Origin of the sequence: Aromatoleum tolulyticum (genome assembly GCF_900156155.1) — a bacterium.
Lineage (GTDB): Bacteria > Pseudomonadota > Gammaproteobacteria > Burkholderiales > Rhodocyclaceae > Aromatoleum > Aromatoleum tolulyticum.
In genome coordinates this window covers 67,575-94,401 of record NZ_FTMD01000012.1, presented here as the reverse complement: position 1 = coordinate 94,401, position 26,827 = coordinate 67,575, and the positions used below count along the sequence as shown (strand labels likewise).

21 protein-coding genes are annotated in these 26,827 nt (G+C 63.2%); 13 read left to right on the top strand and 8 right to left on the bottom strand.

The window, feature by feature from the left end:
* Positions 1-149 precede the first annotated feature (149 nt).
* From BW991_RS17385 to BW991_RS17365, 5 genes are all read left to right on the top strand, one after another.
* Complete coding sequence (locus BW991_RS17385; protein ID WP_076603372.1) at positions 150-2,726, top strand: multiheme c-type cytochrome; 2,577 nt, start codon at positions 150-152, stop codon at positions 2,724-2,726.
* Positions 2,727-2,912: 186 nt separating this feature from the next.
* Positions 2,913-4,148 (top strand): glycosyltransferase family 87 protein, encoded by a 1,236-nt coding sequence (locus BW991_RS17380; RefSeq protein WP_244551747.1) that lies wholly within the window; start codon positions 2,913-2,915, stop codon positions 4,146-4,148.
* A 53-nt stretch (positions 4,149-4,201) separates the two neighbouring features.
* A complete protein-coding gene (locus BW991_RS17375) occupies positions 4,202-5,371 on the top strand; it encodes a glycosyltransferase (protein WP_076603370.1) in 1,170 nt (389 codons plus the stop codon).
* Positions 5,371-7,224 carry an asparagine synthase (glutamine-hydrolyzing) gene (asnB, locus tag BW991_RS17370; RefSeq protein ID WP_076603369.1) on the top strand — a complete coding sequence of 618 codons (1,854 nt, stop codon included), beginning with the start codon at positions 5,371-5,373 and terminating at the stop codon, positions 7,222-7,224. Before BW991_RS17375 ends, asnB begins: the two co-directional genes overlap by 1 nt.
* A complete protein-coding gene (locus BW991_RS17365; protein ID WP_076603368.1) occupies positions 7,221-8,351 on the top strand; it encodes a glycosyltransferase in 1,131 nt (376 codons plus the stop codon). The genes asnB and BW991_RS17365 overlap by 4 nt, the downstream gene beginning before the upstream one ends.
* Here the strand turns inward: BW991_RS17365 and BW991_RS17360 are convergent.
* From BW991_RS17360 to BW991_RS17335, 6 genes are all read right to left on the bottom strand, one after another.
* A complete protein-coding gene (locus BW991_RS17360) occupies positions 8,297-9,430 on the bottom strand; it encodes a glycosyltransferase family 4 protein (RefSeq protein ID WP_084205132.1) in 1,134 nt (377 codons plus the stop codon). The two genes, BW991_RS17365 and BW991_RS17360, sit on opposite strands and share 55 nt — an antisense overlap.
* A complete protein-coding gene (locus BW991_RS17355) occupies positions 9,408-10,655 on the bottom strand; it encodes a lipid II flippase MurJ (protein WP_076603366.1) in 1,248 nt (415 codons plus the stop codon). Before BW991_RS17355 ends, BW991_RS17360 begins: the two co-directional genes overlap by 23 nt.
* Positions 10,634-11,401 (bottom strand): class I SAM-dependent methyltransferase, encoded by a 768-nt coding sequence (locus BW991_RS17350; RefSeq protein WP_084205131.1) that lies wholly within the window; start codon positions 11,399-11,401, stop codon positions 10,634-10,636. Before BW991_RS17350 ends, BW991_RS17355 begins: the two co-directional genes overlap by 22 nt.
* Before the next feature lie 95 nt (positions 11,402-11,496).
* The gene (locus BW991_RS17345; protein ID WP_170879128.1) at positions 11,497-12,165 is read right to left on the bottom strand and encodes a class I SAM-dependent methyltransferase; all 669 of its coding nucleotides are present in this window, start codon (positions 12,163-12,165) and stop codon (positions 11,497-11,499) included.
* Between the two features lie 104 nt (positions 12,166-12,269).
* On the bottom strand, positions 12,270-13,199 hold the full coding sequence (locus tag BW991_RS17340) for a class I SAM-dependent methyltransferase (protein ID WP_084205130.1): 930 nt from the start codon (positions 13,197-13,199) through the stop codon (positions 12,270-12,272).
* Complete coding sequence (locus tag BW991_RS17335) at positions 13,196-14,062, bottom strand: glycosyltransferase family 2 protein (RefSeq protein ID WP_076603363.1); 867 nt, start codon at positions 14,060-14,062, stop codon at positions 13,196-13,198. The genes BW991_RS17340 and BW991_RS17335 overlap by 4 nt, the downstream gene beginning before the upstream one ends.
* 227 nt (positions 14,063-14,289) lie before the next feature.
* On the opposite strand from BW991_RS17335, the gene BW991_RS17330 reads away from it, so the two are divergent.
* From BW991_RS17330 to BW991_RS17320, 3 genes are read left to right on the top strand one after another with little or no spacing between them, the layout of a single operon-like run.
* Positions 14,290-16,137: a tetratricopeptide repeat protein gene (locus BW991_RS17330; RefSeq protein ID WP_244551745.1), complete on the top strand. Its 1,848-nt coding sequence runs from the start codon at positions 14,290-14,292 to the stop codon at positions 16,135-16,137.
* Positions 16,134-17,810: a tetratricopeptide repeat protein gene (locus BW991_RS17325; protein ID WP_076603362.1), complete on the top strand. Its 1,677-nt coding sequence runs from the start codon at positions 16,134-16,136 to the stop codon at positions 17,808-17,810. Before BW991_RS17330 ends, BW991_RS17325 begins: the two co-directional genes overlap by 4 nt.
* 23 nt (positions 17,811-17,833) lie before the next feature.
* Entirely contained in the window at positions 17,834-19,915 is a 2,082-nt protein-coding gene (locus tag BW991_RS17320; protein ID WP_076603361.1) for a tetratricopeptide repeat protein, read from the top strand.
* A 58-nt stretch (positions 19,916-19,973) separates the two neighbouring features.
* On the opposite strand, the gene BW991_RS17315 is transcribed toward BW991_RS17320, so the two are convergent.
* Positions 19,974-20,981, bottom strand: coding sequence for a c-type cytochrome (locus tag BW991_RS17315; protein WP_076603360.1), 1,008 nt, complete (start codon positions 20,979-20,981; stop codon positions 19,974-19,976).
* Positions 20,978-21,832: a c-type cytochrome gene (locus BW991_RS17310; protein WP_076603359.1), complete on the bottom strand. Its 855-nt coding sequence runs from the start codon at positions 21,830-21,832 to the stop codon at positions 20,978-20,980. The genes BW991_RS17315 and BW991_RS17310 overlap by 4 nt, the downstream gene beginning before the upstream one ends.
* 146 nt (positions 21,833-21,978) lie before the next feature.
* Here BW991_RS17310 and BW991_RS17305 point away from each other — a divergent pair, with 146 nt between their 5' ends.
* The 5 genes from BW991_RS17305 to BW991_RS17285 all read left to right on the top strand — a co-directional run bounded on the left by BW991_RS17305 (position 21,979) and on the right by BW991_RS17285 (position 26,729).
* Positions 21,979-22,281: a c-type cytochrome gene (locus tag BW991_RS17305; protein WP_076603358.1), complete on the top strand. Its 303-nt coding sequence runs from the start codon at positions 21,979-21,981 to the stop codon at positions 22,279-22,281.
* A gap of 134 nt (positions 22,282-22,415) precedes the next feature.
* Positions 22,416-23,117: a cytochrome c3 family protein gene (locus BW991_RS17300; protein ID WP_076603433.1), complete on the top strand. Its 702-nt coding sequence runs from the start codon at positions 22,416-22,418 to the stop codon at positions 23,115-23,117.
* A 174-nt stretch (positions 23,118-23,291) separates the two neighbouring features.
* On the top strand, positions 23,292-24,353 hold the full coding sequence (locus BW991_RS17295) for a 6-bladed beta-propeller (RefSeq protein ID WP_244551744.1): 1,062 nt from the start codon (positions 23,292-23,294) through the stop codon (positions 24,351-24,353).
* A gap of 294 nt (positions 24,354-24,647) precedes the next feature.
* Positions 24,648-25,484, top strand: a complete 837-nt coding sequence (locus BW991_RS17290) for a cytochrome c3 family protein (RefSeq protein ID WP_076603356.1) — start codon at positions 24,648-24,650, stop codon at positions 25,482-25,484.
* Positions 25,485-25,661: 177 nt separating this feature from the next.
* On the top strand, positions 25,662-26,729 hold the full coding sequence (locus BW991_RS17285; protein ID WP_076603355.1) for a peptidylprolyl isomerase: 1,068 nt from the start codon (positions 25,662-25,664) through the stop codon (positions 26,727-26,729).
* Positions 26,730-26,827 lie beyond the last annotated feature (98 nt).

The following is a 26,827-nucleotide window of genomic DNA, read 5'->3' as shown; positions in this document are numbered from 1 at the left end:
CGAACCGGAGCCCGGGAATTGTCCCCCGTGCGCACGACTCCGGCTCGGACGTCCCACGAAAGCGGTTCGCAAGCGATCAGATCCACTGCGCGGCGCGTGACTGCGAGTTGCCCGAATCCCGTGTGCGCACCCGAGACCAAAGTACTGGAATGGAAAATTACAGTCGCCCCGCCACCGGTTTCCGGCAAGTCCTGACGCTCTTCGCATGCGTGCTGTCGCTCGCAGGCGGCATCGCGCCGGCCGAAGCCCAGCAGTCGAAGATCTCCAACACCAAGCACAATCTATCCTCCTCCGGCTCCACCGCACCGGGTACGGTAAAGGCGACGACGGAAAGCCAGATCTGCGTCTTCTGCCACACCCCGCACGCCGCGAACATCGCCGCGCCAGCGCCGCTGTGGAACCGCACCCTGTCGAGCGCGACCTACACGCCCTACACCTCGAACTCGCTCGACGCCCAGACCATCCTCGGGGGCGCACTGGCGCAGCCCGGCGGCAGTTCCAAGCTGTGCCTGTCCTGTCACGACGGCACGATGGCGATCGGCACGGTCGGCGTGCTCGGCGGCAAGACCAACGTTTCGGTGACGATGAGCAATACCGACGCCGGCAAGATGCCCACCGGACTGGGGACGACCACGGGCTTCACGCGCAACCTCGGCATCGACCTGCGCAACGACCACCCGATCTCATTTACCTACGATGACGCCCTCGCCACCGCCGACGGCGAGTTGCGCCACATGGACGGTCAACAGCGCTATCCTGAAGGCTCCAGCACCAGCCCCGTCATCGGCATCCGCAGCGCCGGCGTCAGACCGGCACTGCCGCTGCAGCCGACGGGCACGGCCGGCGCCGGCCAGGTCCAGTGCACCACCTGCCACGACCCGCACCTCGACGTCCCGAAGTTCCTGCGCCTGAACCGTTTGCAGAAAGTGAACCCGGCAGGGGCCGAATTCCTCCCCGCCAACGACCAGATCTGCCTCGGCTGCCACAACAAGCTCGGCACGGCATGGTCCCAGTCCTCGCACGCATCGGAAACCATTGGCGACGAAACCTACAAGACCGACGCCGCAAACCGGCGCGAATTCCTCCTGGGCGGAAAGGCGAGCATCAAGGTATGGGAGGCCGGCTGCCTCAACTGCCATGACACTCATGCGGTACAGGGCACGCGCCGCCTGCTGCGCGAAGGCGTTCTCGGCGGCAGCGGCGGCACAGGCGCGGGCAGCTACAAACTGGGATGGGGCTCGGAATTCGACCCCAACAGCAAGTCGGCCATCGAGGAAACCTGTTACCAGTGCCACACGACCACGGCCGAGAGCATTCTGAATGCCGGGAACGGCACCGTCCCGGACATCAAGACCGATTTCACCACCCTGGCGCGCCGTATGCCGATTGCAACTTCGGAACAGGCATCCGGGGTCGAATCGCATGACATCAAGAACAGCGACTTCGTCGAGACTCAGGCGACCCTTGGCCAGACCGACCTGACCAAGCGCCACGCCGAGTGCACCGACTGCCACAATCCGCACCGTGTGACGCGCAACAGCCTGTTCAACCGCCAGGGCACCGACCAGCGCACCCACGTCCCCGGTGGTGCGAACGGCAACCTCGCCTCGGGCGCACTGCGCGGCGCCTTCGGCGTCGAACCGGTCTATACCGGTACCGGCTTCTTCGATCTGCCTAACAGCTACACGGAAAAGAAAGGGGATGGCGGAGTCGGGGCCGCCACGACCGTCGGGAGCGCATGGGTCACGCGGGAATACCAGATCTGCCTCAAGTGTCATTCGGACTACGGCTACCCCGACGACAACACCTATCCGAGCGGCACCAAGCGCCCCGAACTGGGCACCACCACCAATCTGACCCCGGCCAACCCGGACGGAGTCCGGACCAGTTACACCCGCTATACCAACCAGGCGCGCGAATTCCAGCCCAACAACGCGACCGGCGCCACCGGCGCCGGCACCTCCTACCAGACCGGCAACTATCGTTCATGGCATCCCGTGATCGGGCCGACGGGTCGTACCCTGACCAATCGCGGCATCACCGACGCGAGCCCGTGGCGCTCGCCGTGGACAAACAACGTCGGCACGCAGACGATGTATTGCACCGACTGCCACGGCTCGAACGCCAGCGGCAGCGGCACCCCCCCGATCACGCCCGATTCGGGCGTATGGGGACCGCACGGCTCGGCCAACAACTTCATTCTCAAGGGCATATGGGGCCCCACCATGGGCGCCACCGGCCGCGACAGCGGCGAAACCTCGAACCTGCTGTGCTTCAAGTGCCACGACTCTACCGTATATACGACACGCAACAATTCGGGTCGGCGTTCCGGTTTCTACGATGGCTCTTCCGGCAAAGGCAACCTGCATAACTTCCACATCGACAAGATCGGGAAACTGTATTGCACCTGGTGTCACGTCGCGGTTCCCCACGGCTGGAAGAACAAGATGCTGCTGGTGAACCTCAACGACGTCGGTCCGGAGGCCGGTCAGACTGGAAGCAAGCAGGTTGCGACCAACGGCAGCAGCAGTACATACAACGTCGGCCCCTACTACGCCAACGCGAAGCTGAAGATCGTCACCTTCGCCCAAAGCGGCAACTGGTCCGCCGGCGATTGCGGCGCGGCCAGCGGTTCAACCATCATTGCCAACAGCCAGAACAGCACTACAAACACATCCGGCACAGGCAAGAACTGGATGACCAGCACCTGCTCCAATCCGCCGTGATTTCACCGGCGTTTCAGTCCCCCGGTGCGGGCGTGACCACCCGCACCGTCGCGACACTCCGGACCTGCTCACACCTTTGCCGATGACCTCCGGCGCACGCGTCACGAGACCGCGCGTTAACGTTCGCCCGTGTCGCCCCCTCCTCCGCAGATGAAACGGCCGCTACTCGCCATCTCCGCAATGTGGATGGTTGCCGTCGCCTACGCGGCTTTCATCGGCTCGACGCTCGTCGACGGCTATCGGGCCGCAGCGCGCGGGGACGTGCCCCTTTATACCGATTACACGCCAACCTACGCCGCGTCGATGCTGGTGCAGGAAATACCCGCCGAAAACCTCTATCGGCCGAGATTCGTGGCCGAAGCGGGGCGTCGCGCTGCCGTGGCGGCCTACCCGGGCATCAACAGCGAACAGGCGCGCGGCGTCGGCTTTGCGCCGTGGATGTATCCCCCGACTTTCATCCTGCTCGTCCTCCCGCTCGCGTACCTGCCCTACCTCGCCTCGTGGCTTGCCTGGCTCGCAGCCACGGCCGTGCCGTTCCTGGCGGCGATCCGCACGATCATCCGCGGACCGGCCGCCCTGCCTTTCGCGCTCTCCGCCCCGCCGGTGTTCTTCAACGTGATGTACGGGCAGAACGGTTTTCTCACCGCCGGACTGATCGGACTCGGCCTCGCACGTCTCCGCGATCGCCCGCTATGGGCCGGAATCCTGATCGGACTCGCCAGCGTCAAGCCCCATTTAGGCATCCTGATTCCGCTCGCCCTGATCGCCGGCGGCTACTGGCGGGCGTTTGCCGCTGCCACACTGACGGTCATTGCCACCATCGTCGCCAGCCTTGTCGCCTTCGGCGACGATCCGTGGTTCGGTTTCATCGGCGCTACACTGTTCCATCTGGACGGCTTCGGCGCAGGGGCCTACAACTTCGTGCCGATGACCACGGTTCTAGCAACCGCACGCATGGCGGGTTCTTCGATGGAGTCGGCTTGGGCAGTCCAGTATGCGGCCAGCGCCGCGATGGTCGCGATAACCGGCTGGGTCTGGTGGCGCGGACGCCGCCATCCTGCTACCCACGGCCTGCAGTGCGCGGTGCTGTGCCTCGCGACACCGCTGGCGCTGCCCATGATCTACCTCTACGACCTCGTCCTCGTCGTTCCGGCCGTCGCATGGCTGTGGGTCGACCTGCGTCGGCGCGGAGCAAGACATGTCGAGTTCGCCGTCCTCGGCCTGCCGTTCGCCGCACTGCTCGCAGTCAAGTGGGTCGCAACCACATTCGGCATTCAGATCGGTGCGGCATGTGTCGCCGTGCTGCTCTCCCTCGCACTGAACCGTTTCCGGCATGCCCTGAACGACCAGGCCGACACGACCGCACTACCGGATGTCGCTACCCGGCGCGAACCGGTACCTGCCGCAATCGCCACGCAATGACCCGACAACATCCCGTACACGGTCGCGGAAGCGATACGCCCGCCAGAATCTCCGTGCTGCTGCTCACCACCTCGTATCCGTTGGATGCCGGGTCGGTCAGCGGAATTTTCGTTCAACGGCTGGCCGCAGCCCTTGACCGGCACTGCTCTCTGCGGGTGCTCGCACCCGCCGACGCGACGGCGTCCCCCGCCGACGCCGTGGCACCATTCGCGACAACCTTCCGCTACGCTCCGCGCGGGCTGCAGACACTTGCCCACGGTGCCGGCGGCATCCCTGCCGCATTGGGCGCCAGGCGAGCGAATCTCCTGCTTGTGCCGCCGTTCCTGCTCGCGATGCTTGTCGCCTGCTGGCGCCACTCCCGCGGGACCCAGATCCTGTTCGCGAACTGGTCGATCTGCGGCATCGCAGCCGGCCTGGCCGGGCGCGCCCGCGGCATCCCGGTCGTCGTCACACTGCGCGGCGAAGATGCAAACCGCGTCGACAAGGGACGCCTGTTTCGCACGATGCTCGGCCTGTGCGCCCGGCTGTGCGACCGCGTCGTCACCGTCAGCGAAGCGATGGCCGACGCGCTGCGCATAAGCGTACCGGCCATCGCGGACAAGCTCGTCACGATTCCCAACGGCGTTGCACAGGACTTCCTCGAAGTGCAGCCCGCCCGGTCGGACACCGGAGCGCTGCGCCTGCTATGCGTCGCCAGCCTGATCCCGCGAAAGTCGGTGGGCACCCTCATCCGAGCGCTGGCCGCCCTGCCCGGACATTACACCCTCAGCATCGTGGGCGAAGGCAGCGAGGAATCCGCCCTCCGGCAGCTCGCGGACACGCTGGGCGTCACACGGCGGGTTCGTTTCCTCCCGTTCCAGCCCCCTGAACGCCTGCCCGCATTGCTGGCCGAATGCGACATCTTCGTACTCCCCAGCCTCGCCGAAGGACGGCCCAACGTCGTTCTGGAAGCCTTCGCGGCGGCCCGGCCGGTGGTGGCGAGCGACATCGACGGCCTGCGGGAACTCATCGGCGCCGACGTCCGCGGCTTGCTGTTCGCGCGGGGCAATGTCGAAGGCCTGAGCGATTGCCTGCTGCGCCTTGGCGACCCCGCCATACGGACGATGCTTGGGGAACGTGCCCGCCAGTTCATCATCGATGAAGGCCTTACCTGGGATCGTGCAGCGGAACGCTACACACAATTGTTCCAGGAACTTCTCACACACAAACGGATGTCGTCCTGATGTGCGGCCTTGCCTTCCTTCATGATCACCGCACTTCCCCGGATCACGCCGCGCTGCACATGGAACGCGCCCTCGCCGCCCTGCATCATCGCGGCCCCGACGACGGGCGCGTCGAACACGCCGGCGGCGCGGTTCTGGGACACCGGCGCCTGTCGATCATCGACCTGGCCGGCAGCCCCCAGCCGATGCAGGACCCGAGCGCCCGCTACGTCCTGGCCTACAACGGCGAGATCTACAACTACACCGAGGTGCGCCACCGGCTCGCGCCACGCTGGCACTTCCGCACCCACGGCGACACCGAAGTCCTGCTCGCCGGACTGATCCTCGAAGGCGAACGCTTTCTTGAAGGGCTCGAAGGCATGTGGGCCTTCGCATTCTGGGACGCTCGGGAGAAGACGCTCCTCCTCGGCCGCGACCGCATGGGCAAGAAACCGCTGTTCGTGCAGGAACTCCCGGACGGAGGGCTGGCCTGCGCCTCCGAATTGCCCGCCCTGCGCCAGCTCGGCGACGACCCGTGGCACGAGGACATCGACAGCACCGCCGACTACCTGCGCTACGGCTACACGATGCCCGGCCGCAGCGCCTGGCGCGAAGTGCGCGAAATCCTTCCCGGCCACGTCGGACACTGGCACCCCGGCGGCACGCTGGACCAACGCGCCTGGTGGCAGCTGCGGGTCCGCCGCTTCGATGGCAATTCGTCCGCAGCGCAGCAGGCGCTACGCACGGCGATGACCGCGGCCGTCAGACGCCGCATGGTCGCGGACGTCGAAGTCGGCGCATTCCTGTCCGGGGGCGTCGATTCGACCCTGGTATGCGCGCTCGTGCGGCAGGAACTCGGCCTGCCGCTGAAGACCTTCACGATCGGCTTCACCGAGGCCGCATTCGACGAACGGCGCTATGCACGGCTCGCCGCCGACAGCCTCGACACCGACCACTACGAGGAAGTGCTCGCCGGCTGGGACGAACCCGAACTCGAACGCCTGCTGCTCAACCATGTCGGACAGCCCTTCGCCGACGCGTCCCTGCTGCCCACCGCCCTCGTTTCCCGCGTCGCTGCGCAACGGGTCAAGGTGGCCCTCTCGGGCGACGGCGGCGACGAACTGTTCAGCGGTTACCAGCGCTATCAGGCACGCAACATCCTGCGCTGGTATTCGCGCCTGCCGGCGGGTCTGCGCCACCTCGCCGAACGGGCCGTGCGCGCCCTGCCCGAACCCACCGCGCATCACAGCCGCAGCGTGCTCAAGAAAGCACACCTGTTCCTGGACGTCGTCGGCCGGCAGCAGGCCGAAACACCCTATTTCGCGCCGCTGATGTTCGCGCCCGCCCAGTTGCACCGACTGGCGCCGGACCTCGACGGCCGCGGCCATCCGCCGCCCGGCATCCCGGAAAGCACCGCGCCCGACGACATCGCCCGCATGATGTTCGCGGACGCGCTGATCTACCTCCCGCAGGACATCCTGGTCAAGGTCGATCGCGCCAGCATGGCGCATTCGCTGGAAACCCGCGCCCCCTTCCTCGACCGCGAAGTGGTCGAACTCGCCTTCTCCTTGCCGCGTACATGGCACCGGCGCGGTACCCGCGGCAAGCGGATGCTGCATGAAAGCTTCGCCGACCGCCTCCCCGCGTCGCTGTGGCGCCGCCGCAAGCAAGGCTTCGGCGTCCCCATCCACGCGTGGTTCCGCGGCGGCCTGGGCGAGCGTCTGCTCGCCCTCGCCCACGAGGACACCGGCGGGCCGCTGCACCCGGCAGCCGTCTCCATGCTGATCGCCGAACACCGGAGCGGCACCCGCGACCACGGCTACCGCCTGTGGGCGCTGTACGCCTACCTGCTGTGGAAGCGCCAGCGTCCGTGAGCATCGCCCCGGACCACCACCTCGCCCTCCTCCTGCCGGAGCTCGAGGCGGGCGGCGCCCAGCGCGTGATGCTCCTGCTCGCGCGTGAATTCGCCGCCCGCGGCCACCGCGTCGACCTCGTCCTGCTGCAGGCGACCGGCCCCCTCCTCGCAGAAATACCCGACAACGTCCGGCTCGTCGATCTCGCCGCGCACGCACACGGCCTCGGCCAGCTCGGCTTCACCCTCTCGTCGATACGCCGCCTCGGCGCGTGGCTGAAGAAGGAACGCCCCGAAGCCCTGCTCAGCACCATCACCGGCGCGAACCTCGTCGCCATTCTTGCCCGCCGCGTCGCCGGCATCCCGCTACGGCTTGCGATCCGCGAGGCCGTCACGCTGGAAAACCACACCGGCACGGTACGTCGCCGCGCCATGCGCTGGCTGTATCCGCGTGCGGATGCCGTGATCGCCCTCACCGCGGTCATGGCCGATCAGCTCATCCGCGATCTCGCCGTTCCACCCGGCAAAATCCACTGCATTCCCAACCCCGTCGATGCCGAACGCATCCGGGCACGGGGACGCGAACCGCTCGCCCACCCGTGGCTCGACGACCCGAACCTCAAGGTGGTGATTTCCGCGGGACGTCTGATTCCGCAGAAGGATTACGCCACCCTGCTGCGCGCCTTCGCGCTGCTCCCCCCCGCAATGCCGACTCGCCTTATCATCGTCGGCGAAGGTCCCGAGCGTCCACGCCTCGAAGCGCTGGCAACCGAACTCGGCATCGACACGCGCATCGACCTGCCCGGCTTCGACGCCAACCCCTGGCGCTGGATGGCACGGGCAGATCTGTTCGTGCTGAGTTCCCTCTGGGAAGGACACCCGAATGCGCTACTCGAGGCGCTGGCGCTGGGACTACCGGCGGCCGTTACCGAATATGATGCTTCCGTCCGTTCCTTGGCGGCTTCCGGCATAATCGCGCTGGTTCCACCTGCGGCCCCCCCCGCTCTTTCGGAAGAAATATACCGAATTACCGTAGAGACAATTCCTCGACGCCCCCCTATTACAGCGACGTTCGAGGCAGGAACTGCCGACGCCTACCTTGCGACCTTGGGCTGCTCGCCGATCAACTCCTCGAACAAGGCCTCGTAGCTCTGCGCGATCAACTTCATGTCGTAGGTTCGTTCCGCCAACTCGCGGCCCAGAGCTCCCATCGCGCGCAGCCCCTCACGCCCAATCCGGAAAGCCTGTTCGAATGCGGCAGTCAAGGCTGCGGCGTCATCGCCCCGGACGAGCCACCCCACGTCATCGCTCACGACGTCTTCGGATCCGCTCACCCTCGTTGCTATTACCGGCACCCCATAAGCCAGCGCCTGCAACAATACGCCAGGCATGCCTTCGTAGCGCGACGGCAGGACAAAGATGTCCGCATGCAAGAACGCATCACCGACCGTCTCGGGCGCCTTGGGGCCCAAAAACGTGACACAGTTAGTAAGTGCCATCGACTCGACACGCTCCTGCAAGGCGTGCCGCAACGGACCATCCCCAACAATCTGCATCACGAAATCATGCCGTGCCTCTTGCAGGCACCGTGCGGCTTCGAGCAAGATATCCACGCCTTTTTGCTCGACCAATCGCCCAACAAACAGCACGCGCCACGGTCCGTCGGCAGGTGGCCGATCCCGCGGCAACTCCGGCATGAGCACTCCGTTTGGAATCGATGAAATTCGCGTATCGCCGATATCAAGCAGAGGTATCTCGTCCCGGATCTGACGGCTCATTGCATTTATCGTCAATCCACCGCGTCGCAAGACCCAAGCCCAGATGGCACGGACAGGCGAGCGCAGAATGCGCCGAACATCCCCATGCTCGGCCGCGCATGCCGGACACACCACCACAGGTCGCCGAAGAAGTCTCAGGGCCCGAGCAAGGCTCGCAGCGAATGCATGCTCCCTGACAAAACGACAATAGACGACATCGAACTCGCTCTGTCGCCGCCACATCAGCCACAAGGCCACAATGAGGTAGCTCAGCCCGCGGGCCCCGCGATTCCACTGCCATAAAGGCAACCTGATCACCGTCAGCCGCCCTTCGGTAACCGGCAGGTTATTAACGCCCGCAACCAGCACCGAATGCCCGTTCTCTGCCCATTTCCGTGCCAGCTGCAAGGCCTGCACCTCAGCGCCGCCCACCACTCCCGGCGGCACGTCAGCCAATACGAGAACTCGCATTCCCAGCCTTCCTGTTAAGAGCCCAGACCATCAACCCCGCGACCAGATACTGGCTTAGCGACAGGGCGGCACCAATGCCCGGCACGCCGAACGTGCGAACCAATAACAGGCCCGCCACCAGCGTACACGCTACTCCCGCTAGCGACAGGGGTACCAACCATGTTGACAGGCCCATGACCAGGAGGCGCCGCGCAAAGACCCCGGTAAGGATGAAGCCGGTCATCCCGATCGCCAGACACAGAAAGGTATCCCGCACTGCCCGCATCCCCTCCGCGCTCTGCAATGCGAACCAGGGGCCGTCCCATGGAAACCAGCGCCACAGCCCCAAACTCACCACCAACCACAGCATGCTCCACGCTACCGACACTTGCAGGATAAGACGCCAGCGTGGCTCCTCCTCATCTGTCCCTTGCAGTCGTGCCAAATAGACCAAAGTCACACTCCCAACCCCTATTGTGGCGAGCGAGGCGACACTTGAGTACAAGCGGTCCGCGGCTTCGAATAGCGAAACACTGCCGGGATCGTGCAGCGTGGCAAGCCAGCGTACGACTAAGGGATTGAAGCCCGCGACCACCGACGCGGCGATGACGCTCGCCGCCGAAATCGGAAATCCCAGCTCACAGTACGCTCGCGAAAACGCCAGCCGAGCACGCGCGATCCATAGAAGAACCGCCGCACGCAGCGCGTCAGCAGCGGCCAGCCCAAGAAGCAGCGCCGCAAGCTGCCGCCCCGCATCCTCCACGACAACGAACAGACCGACCGGCACGAGGCGTAGCCCCCAGCTAATCCCGGGGGCACCGTATCGGTGATCGGCATTTAGTGCGGCGACCGACGGAGCGGCCAGCAGACCGGACGTGGCCATGACGCCCACAGCCAGCGAAGATACCCAGATCGGCAGATAGCCGCCTGTTATCACCGCAGCCGCGAACCCGGCGACCACTCCCCCCCCCGCCGCAATGGTCGCAAACGAAGTTATGCCTTTCCGCTCGTCCGACCGGACAAACTCGGGCACCAGCGCGCTTACGAGCCCCCCGCCGACTGACGCCTGCACGAACAAGGCAACGGCAAGCGCCAAAAAGAAACTATCCGTTTGCGCGTCGGCCTTATGTGCCGCAAATATCGCAAACGGCAGAAGAAGATTGACCGCTCGTCCGGCGATCTCACCTACCGACGACAGGCCTACGCGTCGCGCCGCGCGACCCGTTACGCTCGCCGCCGAGCCCATACAGAAATGACATCACCGCGTCCTGCCAACCGGTCCGCCAGCCATAATGCAGACTGCAGCGCAAACATGCGTACACTTCGCTTACGCATTGCGCGACGACAAGGGAGATATGTCGTCATGGAAAGAATTTCAAATCCATGCGCGCCAAGCAATATCTTTATCGCCTTTGGGGTAAAGAAGTAATGGTGATGGATGGAGTAATCGGAATAACCACGACGGTACCCGCGGATGCGATGCATGACATCCAGGACCCCGTCAAATTGACGCGGAACCTCAATATATAAAGGCGCACCGAGTGCCATGACTGATTTCAGCTCATCCATGAACCGGTCTGCGTCGGGAACGTGCTCAAGAACGTGACTGCAGTGTACAGCCGAATAAGGCTCACTTACGGGGAGCAAATCTGCCAAGACCCCATTAACGATATGAAAGCCCTTTTCGGCTGCCTTTTCAGCCGCGTAAGCGGATGGCTCGACACCATTACCCTGAATTCCATTAGCCTTGGCAGCCACGAGAAACTCACCGGTTCCACACCCGACATCAAGCAACCCCTTCGTCACTCCGAACGCGCTGAACCGATTGGCGATTCTGGAATAGCACGGCAGCAACTCCTGCTTTTCCTCCGGGTATGACAGACCGCCTTCCTGCAGCGCCTCATAGTAGTCGTTGTCATATAGTGTCTGGTAGTCTTCAGGATTTGGATAGGGCGTCATCCATCTCAAACCACACCCGGCACAACGCATCATTTTATAATTCGTTGGCGCCTGATCAAGTGCGAGTTCGTAATGCGCACGTTGATCGAGAAATGCCGAACCTTGGCAAATTGGGCAAATCTCCGACTTCAAAGTAAAGACCTCTGTTCACTCAAACATGACATACCTTGCAGGCTGTCCTTCTCCGCAATGACACGATAGCTGAATGGCATTAGCGCGGGAGCTGGCAGTACGGCGGCCGATACCCAACCGAACAGGTTTAACAATGGCACGAGCGCAACTACCACGGGCGCGAGCAATATCGCAGCTCCACGATGCTCGATCGCGCTCGCTAGTGCACTGGTGAGCGCCATGACGACCAGAGCTGTACCCAACTCGACCGGATGAACCGTTTCTCGGATTTCGGTCAATTTGAACCCCGCGGATGCAAACAATCGCTCCAACCCATACCGCGTCCAACGCTGGTAATCGTGTGGCTCATCATGGAGAGGATAAAGAAACGGCACATGCACCAGACACCTGCCGCCTTCGCGCAGAATGCGGGCAGCCTCTGCAACCGCCAGCGCAGGATCAGGCAGGTGCTCGAGCACATCCAGCAGTACAACGACGTCCACGCACGCATCGGCTATCGGCAATGCAGCTGCATCGCCCAAGATATCGGCAGAACCCGAATAACCGAGGGCGACGGTCGTCGGATAGTCGATCCCCAAGTATCGAACCGATGACGGAAGCGCGTCGCGCAGTCGGCCATTGCCGCAGCCCACATCAACGAGAGTACCTCTTGCCTGCGCATTCACCCACCTTTCGATTTCCCCCCGATGGCGCAGAACCAGCCACTGCGGATGCAGCGGGGTACGCTCGAATGGGCGGAGCCAGCGCTGCAGGATCCTGACCACCGATGTCACGATACGATACGACCGGCTGTTGGACTGCCCCCGCATCCAGGCTTCGACTCACGAGCAAAGACGAACTCGTTGCATCCGAGCGAAGCGCGCGTCACCAGTTTCCTCAACGTGAAGCCACGCCCGCAAAAAAAATCGAAGACATCCCCCGGTTTGGCGGTCTCATACGGATAGCCACCGAGCCAGTCAATCCAGTCGTGCGTTAGGGACATCCCCCGCTTCCTGCGGTACTCGGAATAGCGCAACACCGGATTCCGGTGACGCAACAGATCACCCACCAGCCCTGCTCCGGCAAAGAACGCAAAGAAGACGGGGACCACAACCATGCGCCCCGGCCATCCGGAACAATACAACCGTTTCACGCGCCCCCAGAAGCGAGAAACCAGATCCTGATCGTTGTATAGCGCGATGAACAAGCGCCCACAATGCGCCACCAATGGAGCGACGTTGGCCATCGCCTCCCACATGCTTCCAGTGTGGTGCAGGACTCCCCACGAGTAGACGATGTCGAACTGCCCCAAGCCGCCGAGATAGGCGCGATCGAGCACCGACCCTTCTTCCACCACCCAGGACTCGTCGTCACGACCATAGCGTCGACGCATCTCCCGCGTGGTCGCAACTGAGCGGGGATCGTAATCGAAAGAGCGCACCCGGGCACCGAGGCGCCACGCTGCCAGTGAGAACAACCCGCTGCCGCTACCGACGTCGAGGAAGCTCAGACCATCGAGCCGCTGCATGCCCAGCATGTCCTGCAGCGAACGTTGGGCCTCACGGATGCGGTCCTCATCAAGCACCTCGAGGAACCGCGACCAGTTTTCGCCAAAGGCAAAGCGCTCGCCACGCCGGATCTCGTCACTAGATCCACTCTGCGCGTGGCCTTCACTTACAACCGCCGTAGATTCGGCGACCTCTTGAGAGCTCTTCGTCATTTTTCCTCGGCGGAAGGTCGGTACATCAGTTGTGTGATCTGCTCGGAAACCAGGCCGATCAGGAACGTTGTCACTGCAGATGTGAGCAGGAAGATCGTCGCCAGCGACAATCGCCCGTGGGCGACAAACGTGTAGGCATAATAGCCAAGCCCCAGCAGCGCCTGCATCAGCACGACCGGCGCAAACAGCTTGAGCGGCGAATACAGCGTGCCGATCTTGAAGATGATCAGGAGAAACCGCATGCCATCCTTGAGAATCTTCACATGGCTCTTCCCGACCCGCTTCGCGGCCACGATCGGCAGATAGGCAACGGGATAGCCCGCGCGAAAGAACGCCATCGTGCTCGTCGTAGGATAGGAAAACCCGTTCGGCAAGAGATAGAGAAACTCGCGGAAGCGATGCGCCCGTGCGGCACGCAAACCCGAAGTCAGGTCATCGATGCGGTGACCGGTCATGTAACTGGCGAGGCGGTTGTAGAAACCGTTCGCAACTCCCCGTCCGACACTCGCCTGCGAGCCGCCGTCACGGGCACCGACGACCATGTCGTAACCTTCGTCGAGACGCGCGAGCAGGCGGGGAATGTCGGCCGGGTCATGCTGCCCGTCCGCATCCATGAAGACCAGCACCTCTCCATGAGCGGCCCGGGCACCACTCTTGATTGCTGCCCCGTTTCCCATGCTGTATGGATGGCTGATGACCTGAGCGCCGGCCTGCCGCGCCTCCTCGGCGGTTCCATCCGTCGAACCGTCGTTGACCACGATCACTTCCGCCTCGGGCAACCGAGCCCGGATCGCCGCGATGACACGGCCGACCACTGGCGCCTCGTTCTTGGCAGGCAAAATCACACTGATATTACGGGACATGAGTTTTCCGGTGCGCTATGCGCTCATACCGGCGAAGCAGCAACCGGCATTTCCTTGTCATTGACTGGCGGGCAATGATACATCGGCAGGCACGAGCAAGCACAATCCGGACCTACTCAGGGTCGGATATGCCAATATAGCCGGATGGAACGGGGTTTGCTTGTTACCGACCCCTGCCTCCAGGCGTTCCCACAACCCGTGCAGCCCACACTACCATCCATCGACCCGTGACCGGCCGCGAACTCAGACTTCAGGGGCAACTCATCCTTCTAGCCGCAGGCATCGTGCTGACAGCCACGATATTGTTCGCCTATCGCGGCATCGGCCTGAACAGCTTTCATTTCGACGACTGGTCGAACATCGTCGACAACGCGTCCGTGCAGATGACGCAGTTCAGCCTGAAAGGCCTGCTCGATGCGGCCCGCGGCAGCTTCCTGCCGCACCGCCCAATACCATCGATAAGCTTCGCGATCGACTGGTGGCGCGGCAACGGCACCCCGGCCCCGTTCCTGTTCACGAACCTCGCACTGCACGTCTTTGCAGGCTGGGCGGTCCTCGCGCTGCTGCTGCAGGCGGTGAACCTCGGCCGTGAAAGTGGTCGCGCAGACGTTCGCACGATACTCGCAGCCTCGATTGCCGCTGCCTGGTGGGCCCTCCAGCCCATCCATGTCCAGGCGGTCAGTTACGCAGTCCAGCGCATGACCGAGTTCGCCGCACTGTTCGCGCTCATTTGCGTGTGGGCCTACCTGCGTGCGCGGCTCGCCCGCGACACCGCAAGGACTGCGTGGGGCGCGCTCTCGTTTACAAGCCTGATCCTTGCCGCCCTGTCCAAGGAAAATGCCTGGATCACCCCTGCGCTCGTGCTGATGGCCGAATTTCTTGTACTGAGGCACAACGAGACGCTGATCCGCACCAATGCGGACCGCCTGCTGCTCGCGTTGCCGGGCCTCGCCGTGCTCGTAGCGCTCGTCGATATCGCGCTCGACGGTCCGCTCAGCCGCTGGGGCCTGTCCGGGTACGGCAATCACGCCTTCACTCTCGGTGAGCGGCTGCTGACCCAGCCCAAGGTCGTGCTCTTTCACGTTTCACAGATCCTTTGGCCGCTTCCCGGGCGTTTTTCACTCGAACACGACGTGGAAATCATCCGCAGCGCAACATCATGGCAATTCTGGCTGCCGCTGCTCGTAATTCTCGGCTGGTGCTCCGCTGGCGTGCGATACGCCTTGCTGCCGGGTTCGCGGATTGCCGGTTTCTTCATGCTCTGGATCCCCGTGACGCTCCTGATCGAGAGCTCCGTGATCCCTCTCGAAATGATCTTCGAACACCGCATGTACCTCCCGTCGGTGGGCTTTGCCGGCCTCATCGCCCTTGCCGGAACCCGGAGGTCATCCCCATCCCTGTCGGTCGCAACCTGCGCACTCGCAACCGTCGCGATCCTCTTTGCGATGTGGTCCACGCACGAGCGCCTGCCGCAATGGCGAACGGCCATCAGCCTGCTGGAAAACTCGACCCGACACGCCCCGGAATCGGTACGCGTATGGAATCAGCTGGGACGGGAATATCTCGGAGGCCGCAGACCGGATCTCGCACTGGCAGCCATCGACCGTGCAAATGCAATCGATTCGAAATGGGGCAACGGCTACCCGTTCGTCAACCGCGGAGTCATCCTGGAAGCCATGGGGCGAACCGAAGAGGCAAGAGCGGTGTACGAGGAAACCATCCGCCGGTTCCCGAAACAGGTGCTCGGCTACAACAATCGCGGCCTCCTCCGGCTGCGCTCGGGGCACCTGGAAAGCGCAATACAGGATTTCGATCGCGCCATCGCAATCGATCCGAAATACGCGCAATGCTGGACCAACCGCGGCACCGCCCGGTTTCTGCGAGGCGACATTGATGCCGCGATGGCCGATTTCGAGAAGGCAACCGAACTTTCACCCCGGGAAGCGGTAGCGTTCGATTATCTCGGCCGGATTTACGAAGCGCGCGGTCGCGCGGCGGACGCTGCGGCTGCGCGGGATCGCGCGTGCCGACTGGGCGTCGTGCGGAACTGCGGAAGAAAGCTCCCGACAAAATGATCACACGATTCTTTTCCCTTCAGCAAACGTCCGACATCCCCGCCGGCACCGGTTCGCAGCTGCTGCAGGCTGCGTTAGCGGCACTCGTCCTCGCCATCGCCACGGCCCTCGCCTATCACGGGGTAGACCAGAATGCATTCCACTTCGACGACTGGCCCAACATCGTCGACAACGCATCGCTGCACATGAAGCGGTTCGGCCTCGACGGACTGCTCGAGGCCGTCCGGGGCGCCTTTCTTCCTCGCCGCCCGGTCGCGTCACTCAGCTTCGCGGTGGACTGGTGGCGCGGAGGAGGCGCGCCGGGCGCCTTTCTGACCACCAACCTGATCATCCACGTACTCGCGGCCTGGGCGATCTTCGCTCTCCTGCTGCGCGCACTTGCGCACTCGACGCGCCCGACCACAATGGCAGTCATCTCCTGCGCGGCGGCAGCCCTGTGGTGGTCGGCACAGCCGATCCATGTCCAGGCCGTAAGCTACGCCGTTCAACGCATGACCGAGCTGGCGACACTGTTTACCGTGTTGTGCATCTGGACCTACCTCAAGGCACGTATATCGAAGGGCGGCAACGCAGCCCTCTGGGGAACACTGTCTGCGATCAGCCTGACACTCGCCGCCTTGTCCAAGGAAAACGCCTGGATCACGCCATTCCTGATCCTCCTTGCCGAACTCCTTATCGTCCGCAACGGAACATCCCTCATCCGGCGCCCGCGCGACCGCCTGCTGCTCGCAATCCCAGCAATCGCAGTAATCGGCCTCCTGGCAGACATGCTGCTGGGCGGCCCGGTCAGTCGATGGGCACTGAGCGGCTACGAAGGCCGCAGCTTTACCCTGAGCGAACGCCTGCTCACGCAACCCAAGGTCGTGCTCTTTCACGTTTCGCAGATCCTCTGGCCCCTGCCCGACCGGTTCTCGCTCGAACACGACGTCGAGATCGTTCGTTCTGCCGGCTCATGGCACTTCTGGCTTCCGATGGCCGTCATCCTTGCCTGGAGCGGCGCCGGAGCATGGTTCGCAACCCGCCAGGGCACCCGCCGCGTCGGCTTCTTCTTTCTCTGGGTTCCGGTCACGCTATTCATCGAAAGCTCGTTCGTCCCGCTCGAGATGGTGTTCGAGCACCGCATGTACATGCCCGCTGTCGGTTTTGCCGGACTCGCCGCGATCGGGCTCCTGCATGCGTCCCGCGGACCGGCCCTTCGCGCCGCCGGCGTCTGGGCCATCTACCTCCTTGCAACGGGGTTTGCCCTGTGGTCGACCAGCGAACGAATTCCGCAATGGCGCACCGAGGCAAGCCTGTATGAACAGGCAGTCCGGCTCGCCCCCGGATCGGCCCGCGCATGGAACCTTTTCGGTATCGCAAATCTCGGTCAGCGCCGCGGTGAACTGCTGACGCAGGAGCGCTACGAACGAGCGCTGGCTGCATTCGATCGCGCCATTGCGCTAAATGACCGGTACGCCGCGCCCTGGACCAATCGCGGCGTCGCGCGCTACCTGCAGGGGGATATCCCGGGCGCCGAGACGGACCTGAAGCATGCGATCTCCATCTCGTCGCGCGAAGCGGCCGCCCAACATTACCTCGGGGAACTGTACGAACGCACCGGACGGCCGCTCGAGGCCCGAACCGCTCGACGTCGCGCCTGCGCCCTGGGCGTCACCCCCGACTGCACCCGGTGAGAAATGCCGACCGCAACAGCTCGATGAACCAGACCTCTGCCCCCCTTGCCGCTGGCCGCGAGCACCCTCATTGGCTGCTCCGGACCGGGCTGGTTGCCGCCCTGATCATCCTGATCGCGCTCGCCTACCACGCCGCCCCGCAGAACAGCTTCCATTTCGACGACGCTGCCAACATCGTACGGCACGGACCGGTACACATGACCGACCCGGACATCGACGCCATCATCCGCGCCGCGCGGGACGGCCTGCTCCCCCAGCGCGTCCTTCCCAACGTAAGCTTCGCGATCGACTGGTGGCGCGGAAACGGCAGCCCCGCACCTTTCCTGGTCACGAACATCATCATCCACGCGGCGACCGCGGTTGCAACGCTTGCGCTCCTCCTGCTGGCATTCCAGCGCAGCGGCGCCCCCCCACTCACTTCATGGATCTTCGCCTCCGCCGCGACCGCGATCTGGGCCATACACCCGATCCAGGTGCAGGCGGTAACCTACGTTGTCCAGCGCATGGCCTCCATGGTCGCGCTATTCATGCTGATCACCGTGATCGCGTATGTAAGAGGCAGGCTGACCGGACGTCACGGCCTCTGGTATCCGGTCGCGATACTTGCAGCAGTCGCTGCATGGTTTTCCAAGGAAAATGCATACATCCTGCCGGCACTGATCCTGCTCGCCGAATACACGCTGTGCAGAGACCCCGGCGAAAGAATCCGCTCCCGCGCGGACATGGCGATCCTCGCCCTCCCGATCGTAATCGTCATCTACCTCATCCTTGATCTTGCGGTATTTCAGGGGCCGGTCTGGAACTATGTCGTGCCGGGCTACGCCCACAGGGACTTCACCCTGTCGGAGCGACTCCTCACGCAACCCAGGGTGATCTTCTTCCACCTTGGCCAGATGCTCATGCCACTACCGGAGCGATTTTCGATCGAGCATGAGTTCGCGTTATCGACGAACCTATGGACCCCCTGGACGACACCGCTGGCACTGGCCGGAATCCTGATCTGGATCGTTTCCGGAATCTGGCTCGCGCTGCGCAGCCGCTTTCCGGCCGTCGGCTTCCTCGTGCTCTGGGTGCCCGCCACGCTGGCAGTCGAAAGCAGCGTCATAGCGCTGGAAATCGTGTTCGAACACCGGATGTACCTGCCCTCGGCAGGGCTCGCCGGGCTGGCGGGCCTGGGACTGATGAAACTCGCGGAACGGCGACTTCGCGTCGCAGCAGTCGGTTTGGCCGGCCTGCTCACGACCGGCCTCTTCACCGCTACGCTTTACCGGATCCCCACTTGGCGAACCCCCGTTACCCTTTACGAGCATGCTGTACACCACGCGCCGGGCGTACCGCGAGCGTGGACGAATCTCGCCACTGCCTACGAGGACCAGGACCGCAGCCTCGAAGCCATCGCCGCCTACACCCGCGCATTGAGCCTTGAGCCCAATCGCGCGATCGCCCACCTCAATCGCGGCTCCAGTCACCGCAAACTTGGCAACTTTGTCGCAGCCGAAGCGGACTACCGACGATTCATCGAACTGGAACCGGACGACTATCGCGGCCCCTACGCCCTGGGAGCCCTCCACGCTGCAGCCGGCAGATACGACGAAGCGATACGATGGTTGACTGCTGCAAACCAGCTGAACGCCCGCACCCCTCTCCCGCTCCGCGAACTCGCCGATGTGTACTTCGCCGCGGGACGCCCCGACGCTACGGTCACGGCGCTCGAAGGCGCACGCGGACGCGACCCGGCCATCGCGACGGCCGAATACTTCGACCTTCTCGGCGCCGCATACGGCCGACTCGGCCGCTACGACGAAGCCATTGAAGCCTTTGGCCGCGCACTGCGCATGGAGCCCGCGCTCGTTACGGCCCTCCTGCACCGCGCTTTTGCATACTTGCGCAGCGGTAGACTCGACGCGGCACTTGCCGACTTCGACTCCGCCGCAACCGCGATGCCGGACAATGCGCGCGCGCACTACGGCCGAGCGGAAACCCTGATGAAACTCGGGCGGCACACAGAAGCACTGAACGCCGCCCGACGATCCCTTGCGCTCGATCCAGCCGAGATGCGCGCCGCCCAAATCATCGAAGCGCTCGAGACAAACGCGGCGCGTTAGGAAGGACAGCCCGGACAGCCGAATTGCGTTGACAGTCCGGCAGTCCGGTTTCGGGAAATTACTGCTTCACCGGGTGAAAGACACGCGACACGTAGGCAATGATCGCCTGGATCTCGTCGTCCTTGAGTACCGATTTCCATGCGGGCATCGACGTATTCGGCAAGCCTTCGCGGATTGTGTGCGCCAGACGCTGACGCGTCATGTTCTGCATGAACTTCGAGTCGGTCAGGTCACGCGGATGCGGCTCCATGAAGCTTCCGATCCAGTTCCGTCCGGTACCCGTCGCACCATGGCAGAACGCGCAATTCGCCTGAAACAGCGTTTCACCCCGTCTTTCCGTGGGCGACAAGCCCGACACCTTCGGCACCACGTCGTGCAATGCATACGGGCTGGCACTGGCGATGGCATCCGCCCTGGTCGGCGGCGGCGCCGAAAAATCACCCGGGTCGAAATGATTGCGCGGATAGGACAATGGACGCCCGCCCCACACCGGGCCGGGATCCTCGGTCCGGGCATGATCGTGGCACGAGATGCATGTCGTCAGGAACAGCCGCTTGCCCTTCTGTTCGGACGGGCTGAGCACCTCCCACGAGCGATCGAGCGGTATCTGGCCTGTCGCAAAAGGGAAGGCAAGCCTGTTTCGTTCATGGTTCGGCCAGCCATTCTCCGGCGTGTGATAGCGCGTGTTCACCGCCTTGTTGCGAATGAACTCAAGGCGCACGAAATCGACCACCTTCTCGATATCGCTCTCGGAGATGATTCCCTTGAACCCCTTCATTGCGGTACCGGGCTTGCCGTCGCGCACGGCGGCAATCATCTGCTCCCTCCCGATCGACTGCTCCACGTCTTTCGTGAAGTCGCGCGGCTTCGGGGTCAGGTAGGTCGCTGCGAGGGTCTTCGCATCGCCGGAATAACCGTGACAAAAATAGCAGCGGAAATTGTAGACCTTGCGCCCGGCCTCGTGCCGGGCACTGTCATTGCCTGCATCGGCGGCGATCGCCGGAGCAGCGGGCTGGATCGCACACAACGCCGCGACCAGCCCTCCCACCCAGATACTACGACTCATTTCGCCTTGGCTGCCTTGTCACCCGAACGGATGAAGGTCTGAAATACGTATTCGGAGACATTGGCAATTTCCTGCTCGGTCAGCACCTTGCTCCAGGCAGGCATCTCGGTACCATTTCGTCCGAAGAAGACGGCGGCGTAGATCGCCGGACGGTTCAGCGTCAGACGGGAACGCTCATGGAGGAAATCTCGCGGCACCGGACGAATGAAGTAGGCACGCGGACCTTGGCCGTCCCCCTTCACCCCGTGGCATTCGGCACAATTCTTCTCGTAGAACTCCTTACCCTTTGCGGCTTCACCCTTCAGTCCCGACGGATACGGCGCAGCCATGTCCGCACGCTCCTCGGGCGCCACCGGCTTCACGGGCGGAATGGGAGCTGCGATCGGGGGAACGGGGGCGCTTCCGCCACCCGCAGCGGGCACCGCCGGGGCCGAACCGCCACCAGTCGTTCCCGACGTACCGGAAATGCCCTTGATCATGCCGGCGGAGATGGCCGCCCCACGATTCACGATATCGTTATGCACGTAATCGGCCAGCGCGGCGAGCTGCTCGGCATTCAGGCGGGACTTGTAACCCACCATCGCCGTATTCGGCTTGCCATGGGTAATCACGTGCAGGATGTAGTCACGCGGCAGGGCAGCGCCCGCCTTCGTCAGGTCCCTGGGCGGCGGATTCAGGCTTTTCATGGCACGGGAGTTCCCGTCGCCGCGATCGCCATGACACACCGAACAGTATTCGTGATAAAGCACGTCGGCCTTGATCGTGCTGCCGCTGGCGCCGAAGCTCAGCGCCACACCGAAACCGATAGCGCATGCGCGCAGGACCTGCGTGAATTGCTTGTTGTGATTCACAAGATACCCCTGAGTCGAAAAACTGCAGCCTTGATGCAAGAACCGAACCGGCCGATGCGCACTACTGGCATGTCGGTTGCTTCGGTTACCGATCCAACCATGCTTACCGCCTCGGGCCAGCTTCGCGATTCATCGACGGGACCAAAATGAAATACATTCTTGCACCGGTCGGCCTGGCATTCCTTGTCCTGGCAACCGAAGTATCGGCCACCGACGGCAAGGCGGTTTATACTCAAATTTGCCGCGCCTGTCATGCAACCGGGGTGGCTGGCGCCCCGATTCTCGGCGACCGCAACGCGTGGGCCCCCCGCCTCCCGGCAGGACTCGAGGCCCTGCAACAGTCGGCACTCCGCGGCAAGGGCGGCATGCCGCCCAAGGGCGGCAATCCCGGTCTCGCCGACAGCCAGGTTCGAGCCGCTGTCGAATACATGGTTTCGCAGTCCCGCTAGGGCTGCCCGAATCGGATCCCGAACTTGAGAACGAGGTTCCACTGTTTGGAAAAACGGACGACGTAAAAGAGCGACAATTGCCAACCGCGCGCCCCCTCGCCTCCTGCCGCCTCATTGCCGCGCTGAGCGCACTGATGATCGCCAGCGCCCTGATCGGCACTGCCCCTGCGCAAGCGCAGCGGATCGACATGCGGAACAGCAAGCACAACCTGATCCAGTACGGCACCACCCAGAACGTAGACCCCCGCCAGATCTGCGTCTTCTGCCATACGCCGAGCGACACGAACCAGGACGACGCCGCCCAGCCGAAGTGGCAAAGCTCCGTACCGAAGGACAACACCTTCCTGATGTTCGACGACATCGGCCGCATGGGCAAGGAAGGCAGCGAAGCGGTCGGTTCCCAGTCCATTGCCTGCCTGTCGTGCCATGACTCTTCACAGGCATTCGGCATCGCCGGAGGCAGCATAGACCACCCGTTCGCAGTGCCCTATCGCGGCGCCCTGACACCCGAGCAGCGCAAGAAGATCCGCGAGGACCTGCAACGGGCAGGCAAGCTCATCAATACCGCAAAGCAGCTGAAATTCGACGACGGATTCCGGCAGGCCACCCGTGGCGTCATCGACAACCGTCCCGTCTGGTGGGTATCGAAGGACGCCGCCTCGGTTCAGCGCGGACGCCTCGATGTGCCGCTTTACGTGCGCATCGACGCCGAGGACCAGATGGAAATTCCCTTCGTCGAATGCGCGAGCTGCCACGACCCTCACACGGTCCGTCCGCTTTTCCTGCGCGCGGAAAGCAACCCGAGCGAGCTTTGCCTGACCTGCCACATCAAGTAGCGACACCTCCTCGCACGGAAGCTGCTAACGATTTTCCGTCACACCTTACCATTGTCGAGACCCTCCACTCTTTCCGGCCACCCCATGAATCTGTTCAATCGCAGCAGTGATGCCGCTCGCGCGCCGCGCAGACGCGCGCTTCTCCTGGCCTGTATGGTCGCCGCCAGCAGTGCCATGATGTTCAGCGGCTGCGCCCAGATCGGCGACACCACCGCCAGCCCGCCGAAAAAACGCACCCTCGTATTTCCCGGCCCTCCCGACGAACCGCGTTTCATATACGAGCGCACGATCACCAATTCTGCCGACGTCGAGAGCGACACCAGTGACGATGCGTTCAGACGGATCGTCACCGGCGCGCAGCGCACCGGGCACTTCATGTCCAAGCCTTACGCCGTCGCGGTACACCGCGGACGCGTCTTCGTATCCGACACCGCGGAACTGAGGGTGAAGGTCTTCGACGTCCCGGCCGGCAAGTACTTCACGATCGGCGAAGAGGAACCCGGCCAGCTTGCCAAACCGCTGGGTCTGGACGTCGACCGCGCCGGACGCCTTTACGTCGCGGACGCTACGCACAAGATGATCTTCATCTACAACCGCGACGGGAAATTCCTCCGCAAGATCGGCGGCAACGATCTCTTCGATCGCATCTCCAGCGTAACCGTCGATCCGTCCGGCCAGCGCATCTACGTGGTGGACATCGGCGGCGTCAAATCCGAAAACCACCGCATCCGCGTTTTCGAAACGGCGACCGGCCGCCATATCCGCGACATCGGCAAGCGCGGCTCGGGGCCCGGCGAATTCAACCTGCCGCGCGACATGGCCATCGGCAAGGATGGCCGCCTCTACGTCGTGGACGGCGGCAATTTCCGCATACAGATATTCAACGAGGACGGAACTTTCCACAGCAGCTTCGGTGCCGTAGGCCGCCAGCTGGGCAATTTCGCCCGTCCCAAGGAAATCGCAACAGACAAGGACGGCAATGTCTACGTTGCCGACGCCGCATTCGGCAACTTCCAGATCTTCGACCCCGAAGGGGAACTGCTGATGTTCATCGGCAGCCGCTCCGAGCAGGGCGGACCCGCCCAGTACATCCTCCCCTCCGGCATCGCAGTGGATGAGGATGGACGGATCTTCTTCGTCGACCAATGGTTCTCGAAAATCGACGTATTCCGCCCCTACGACCTTCCCGCCGACCAGGGATTCCTGGTGAATCGCAAAGCCGAGCCGAAGCCCTGACCCCCGTTTCCCGAGTTCAGGAATATTCCGCTGTCACTTCTCGATTTTCAGCACGAGAGAGGCCAGCCCTCGGGACACGCCAGCGCCTTGCGACCCGACGGGATTCCGTATAAATCAAATATTTCTTTTTATTTTCAATTGCTTGACAAAATTCGCAGCAAAAGTGGACCGGAATCTGCTTAGATAGCTCGCAGCATTGAATTTAGTTTTGACGGTCATCACAGGCGGCCGCCGTAGTCCCAGGTAGCCTCCCGCTTGACTCGCAAACCGTACAACCATCCATCGGGGGTTACCATGAAAAAAATTGTCAAGCAGACACTCGCTCTCGCGTCGCTCGCGCTCGTCGCCAGCGCCGCAAGTGCCGCGTTGACGGGTATTTCCAACACGAAACACAACCTGACCTCGACGGGCAATGGTCCGAACAAGCAGACCAGCACGGAACAGATCTGCGTCTTCTGCCACACGCCGCACGCTGCGAACACCGGCGTCGAGGCTCCGTTGTGGAACAAGGGCCTGCCCGCCGCCAGCGGCTACACGACCTATTCGACGGCAAACTCGTCGACGATCGACGGCGAGGTGCTCGGCGTCGGTTCCGTCTCCGCCGCCTGTCTGTCGTGCCACGACGGCACCCAGGCGATGGACAACCTGGTCAACGCCCCGGGCAGCGGCAACTACACGTCGGGCGGCTCGAACCAGGCCTATGTCTGGACAGCAGGCGGTGAACTCATCGGCGTGACCGGCAATTCGATCGCCAACCTCGGCCCGAACCTCCGCAACGACCACCCGATCGGCATCCAGTACTGCGGCGGCGGCATCACCGGCACTGGCACGACCGTGAATGGCACCTGCCGCGACACCGACTTCACCAGCTCCACCGGCGGCCTGAAGACGAAGACGATCAACACCGCGCAGGTGTTCTGGATCGACACGAGCACCGTGGATGGCGTCCGCTCCAAGACCGACATCATCCTCTACACCCGCGACTTCTCCGGTGGCGCGGTCAAGGGCCCGTCGGTCGAGTGCGCGTCCTGCCATGATCCCCACGTCGAACCGAAGGGCACCGACGGCATCAGCTTCATGCGTGTGACCACCTCCGGCAGCAAGATCTGCCTGGCTTGCCACACCAAGTAAGGGCAAAGACCGCACGGGGTCGCTCGCGCCATAGCGCAACGACTCCGTCGCGGTCAGAAAAAGGGTCAGGTGACATGGTCGCCTGACCTTTCTTTTTTGTCGGAATCGGACGAATTGTGTCAAATTTCGACATGCTCCGTAATCGACGCAATCAGACCGGCAAGACTAGAATCCGTCATGAAAATTTTTGCTCGCACCCTTACCGGCGCTCTCGCCTGTACGCTCGTCTCCTTCGGCGCCCATGCCGGCGATAATGCAAAGACTGACGCGGCAAAGCCTCCGGCAACGGCGACAAGCTCACAGCGGGCAGCCGACCCGCACGTATCGCCTCCGTTCGCCGCCGTCGTCAATGGCAAGGTGATCAGCTCGGCAGAGTTCGACACGGCCGTCCGGGAAGCGATTCGGCAGAAGTTTTATCATGGCACTCCTCCGGAAGGTGAGATCGAGCAACTGGTGCGCGACGTCGCCAACAACATGATCGACCGGATCCTGCTGCTCGAGGAAATCAAGCGACGGGACATGAAGCCCGACGCAAAAGTGGTTGACGAGAAAATCGCCAACTATGAGAAACGTTACGCATCGAGCGCACGGTGGCAGCAGGAACGTGCCCAGATACTACCCCCCCTGCGCCAACGCCTTGAAGAAGACGACATGCTGACCGCCATCGAGGCAGCCGCGCGCAACGTCGCGGCACCGTCGCAGGACAAGGTGCTTGCCTATTACAAGGCGCATCCGGAAAAATTCACGGAACCGGAGAAGATGCGCATCTCGCTTATTCTCCTGCCGGTCGATCCGTCGTCCCCGACCAAGGCATGGGAGGAGGCCGAAACCGCGGCCGGCGCGCTGCGCATGAAGCTCACCGAAGGGGGGGCGGATTTTGCCCAGCTGGCACGCGACCGTTCGGCTCATGAGTCATCCGCCAATGGCGGCGATCTGGGCTATATGCACAAAGGCATGCTACCGGAAGGGATTCAGGAGAAGATCGACACCATGAAGCCCGGCGACCTCTCGCCTCCGACGCGCGTGCTTCAAGGAATTGCGCTGTTCCGTTACGATGCCCTGCAACCGCCGAAGCACCATGACTTCGAAACCGTCAAAGCGCGCGCGACGGATCTTCTCGTGCGCGACCTGGGCGACGAAGCATGGCGCAACCTGCGCGATCAGCTGCGCAAGAAGGCAAAGGTCGAGTTGAATACACAACGCTACTCGGCACTCGCCAAGAAGACGGCGGCGGGAACGAAGTAATCCGTAGAGTCTAATGTCGGACATCGGAGCTGCCCCGAAAGCGGTCACCGCCGACAACGCGGCACGCTACCTCCTTGACGTTTGCCGTCGAGGGATTC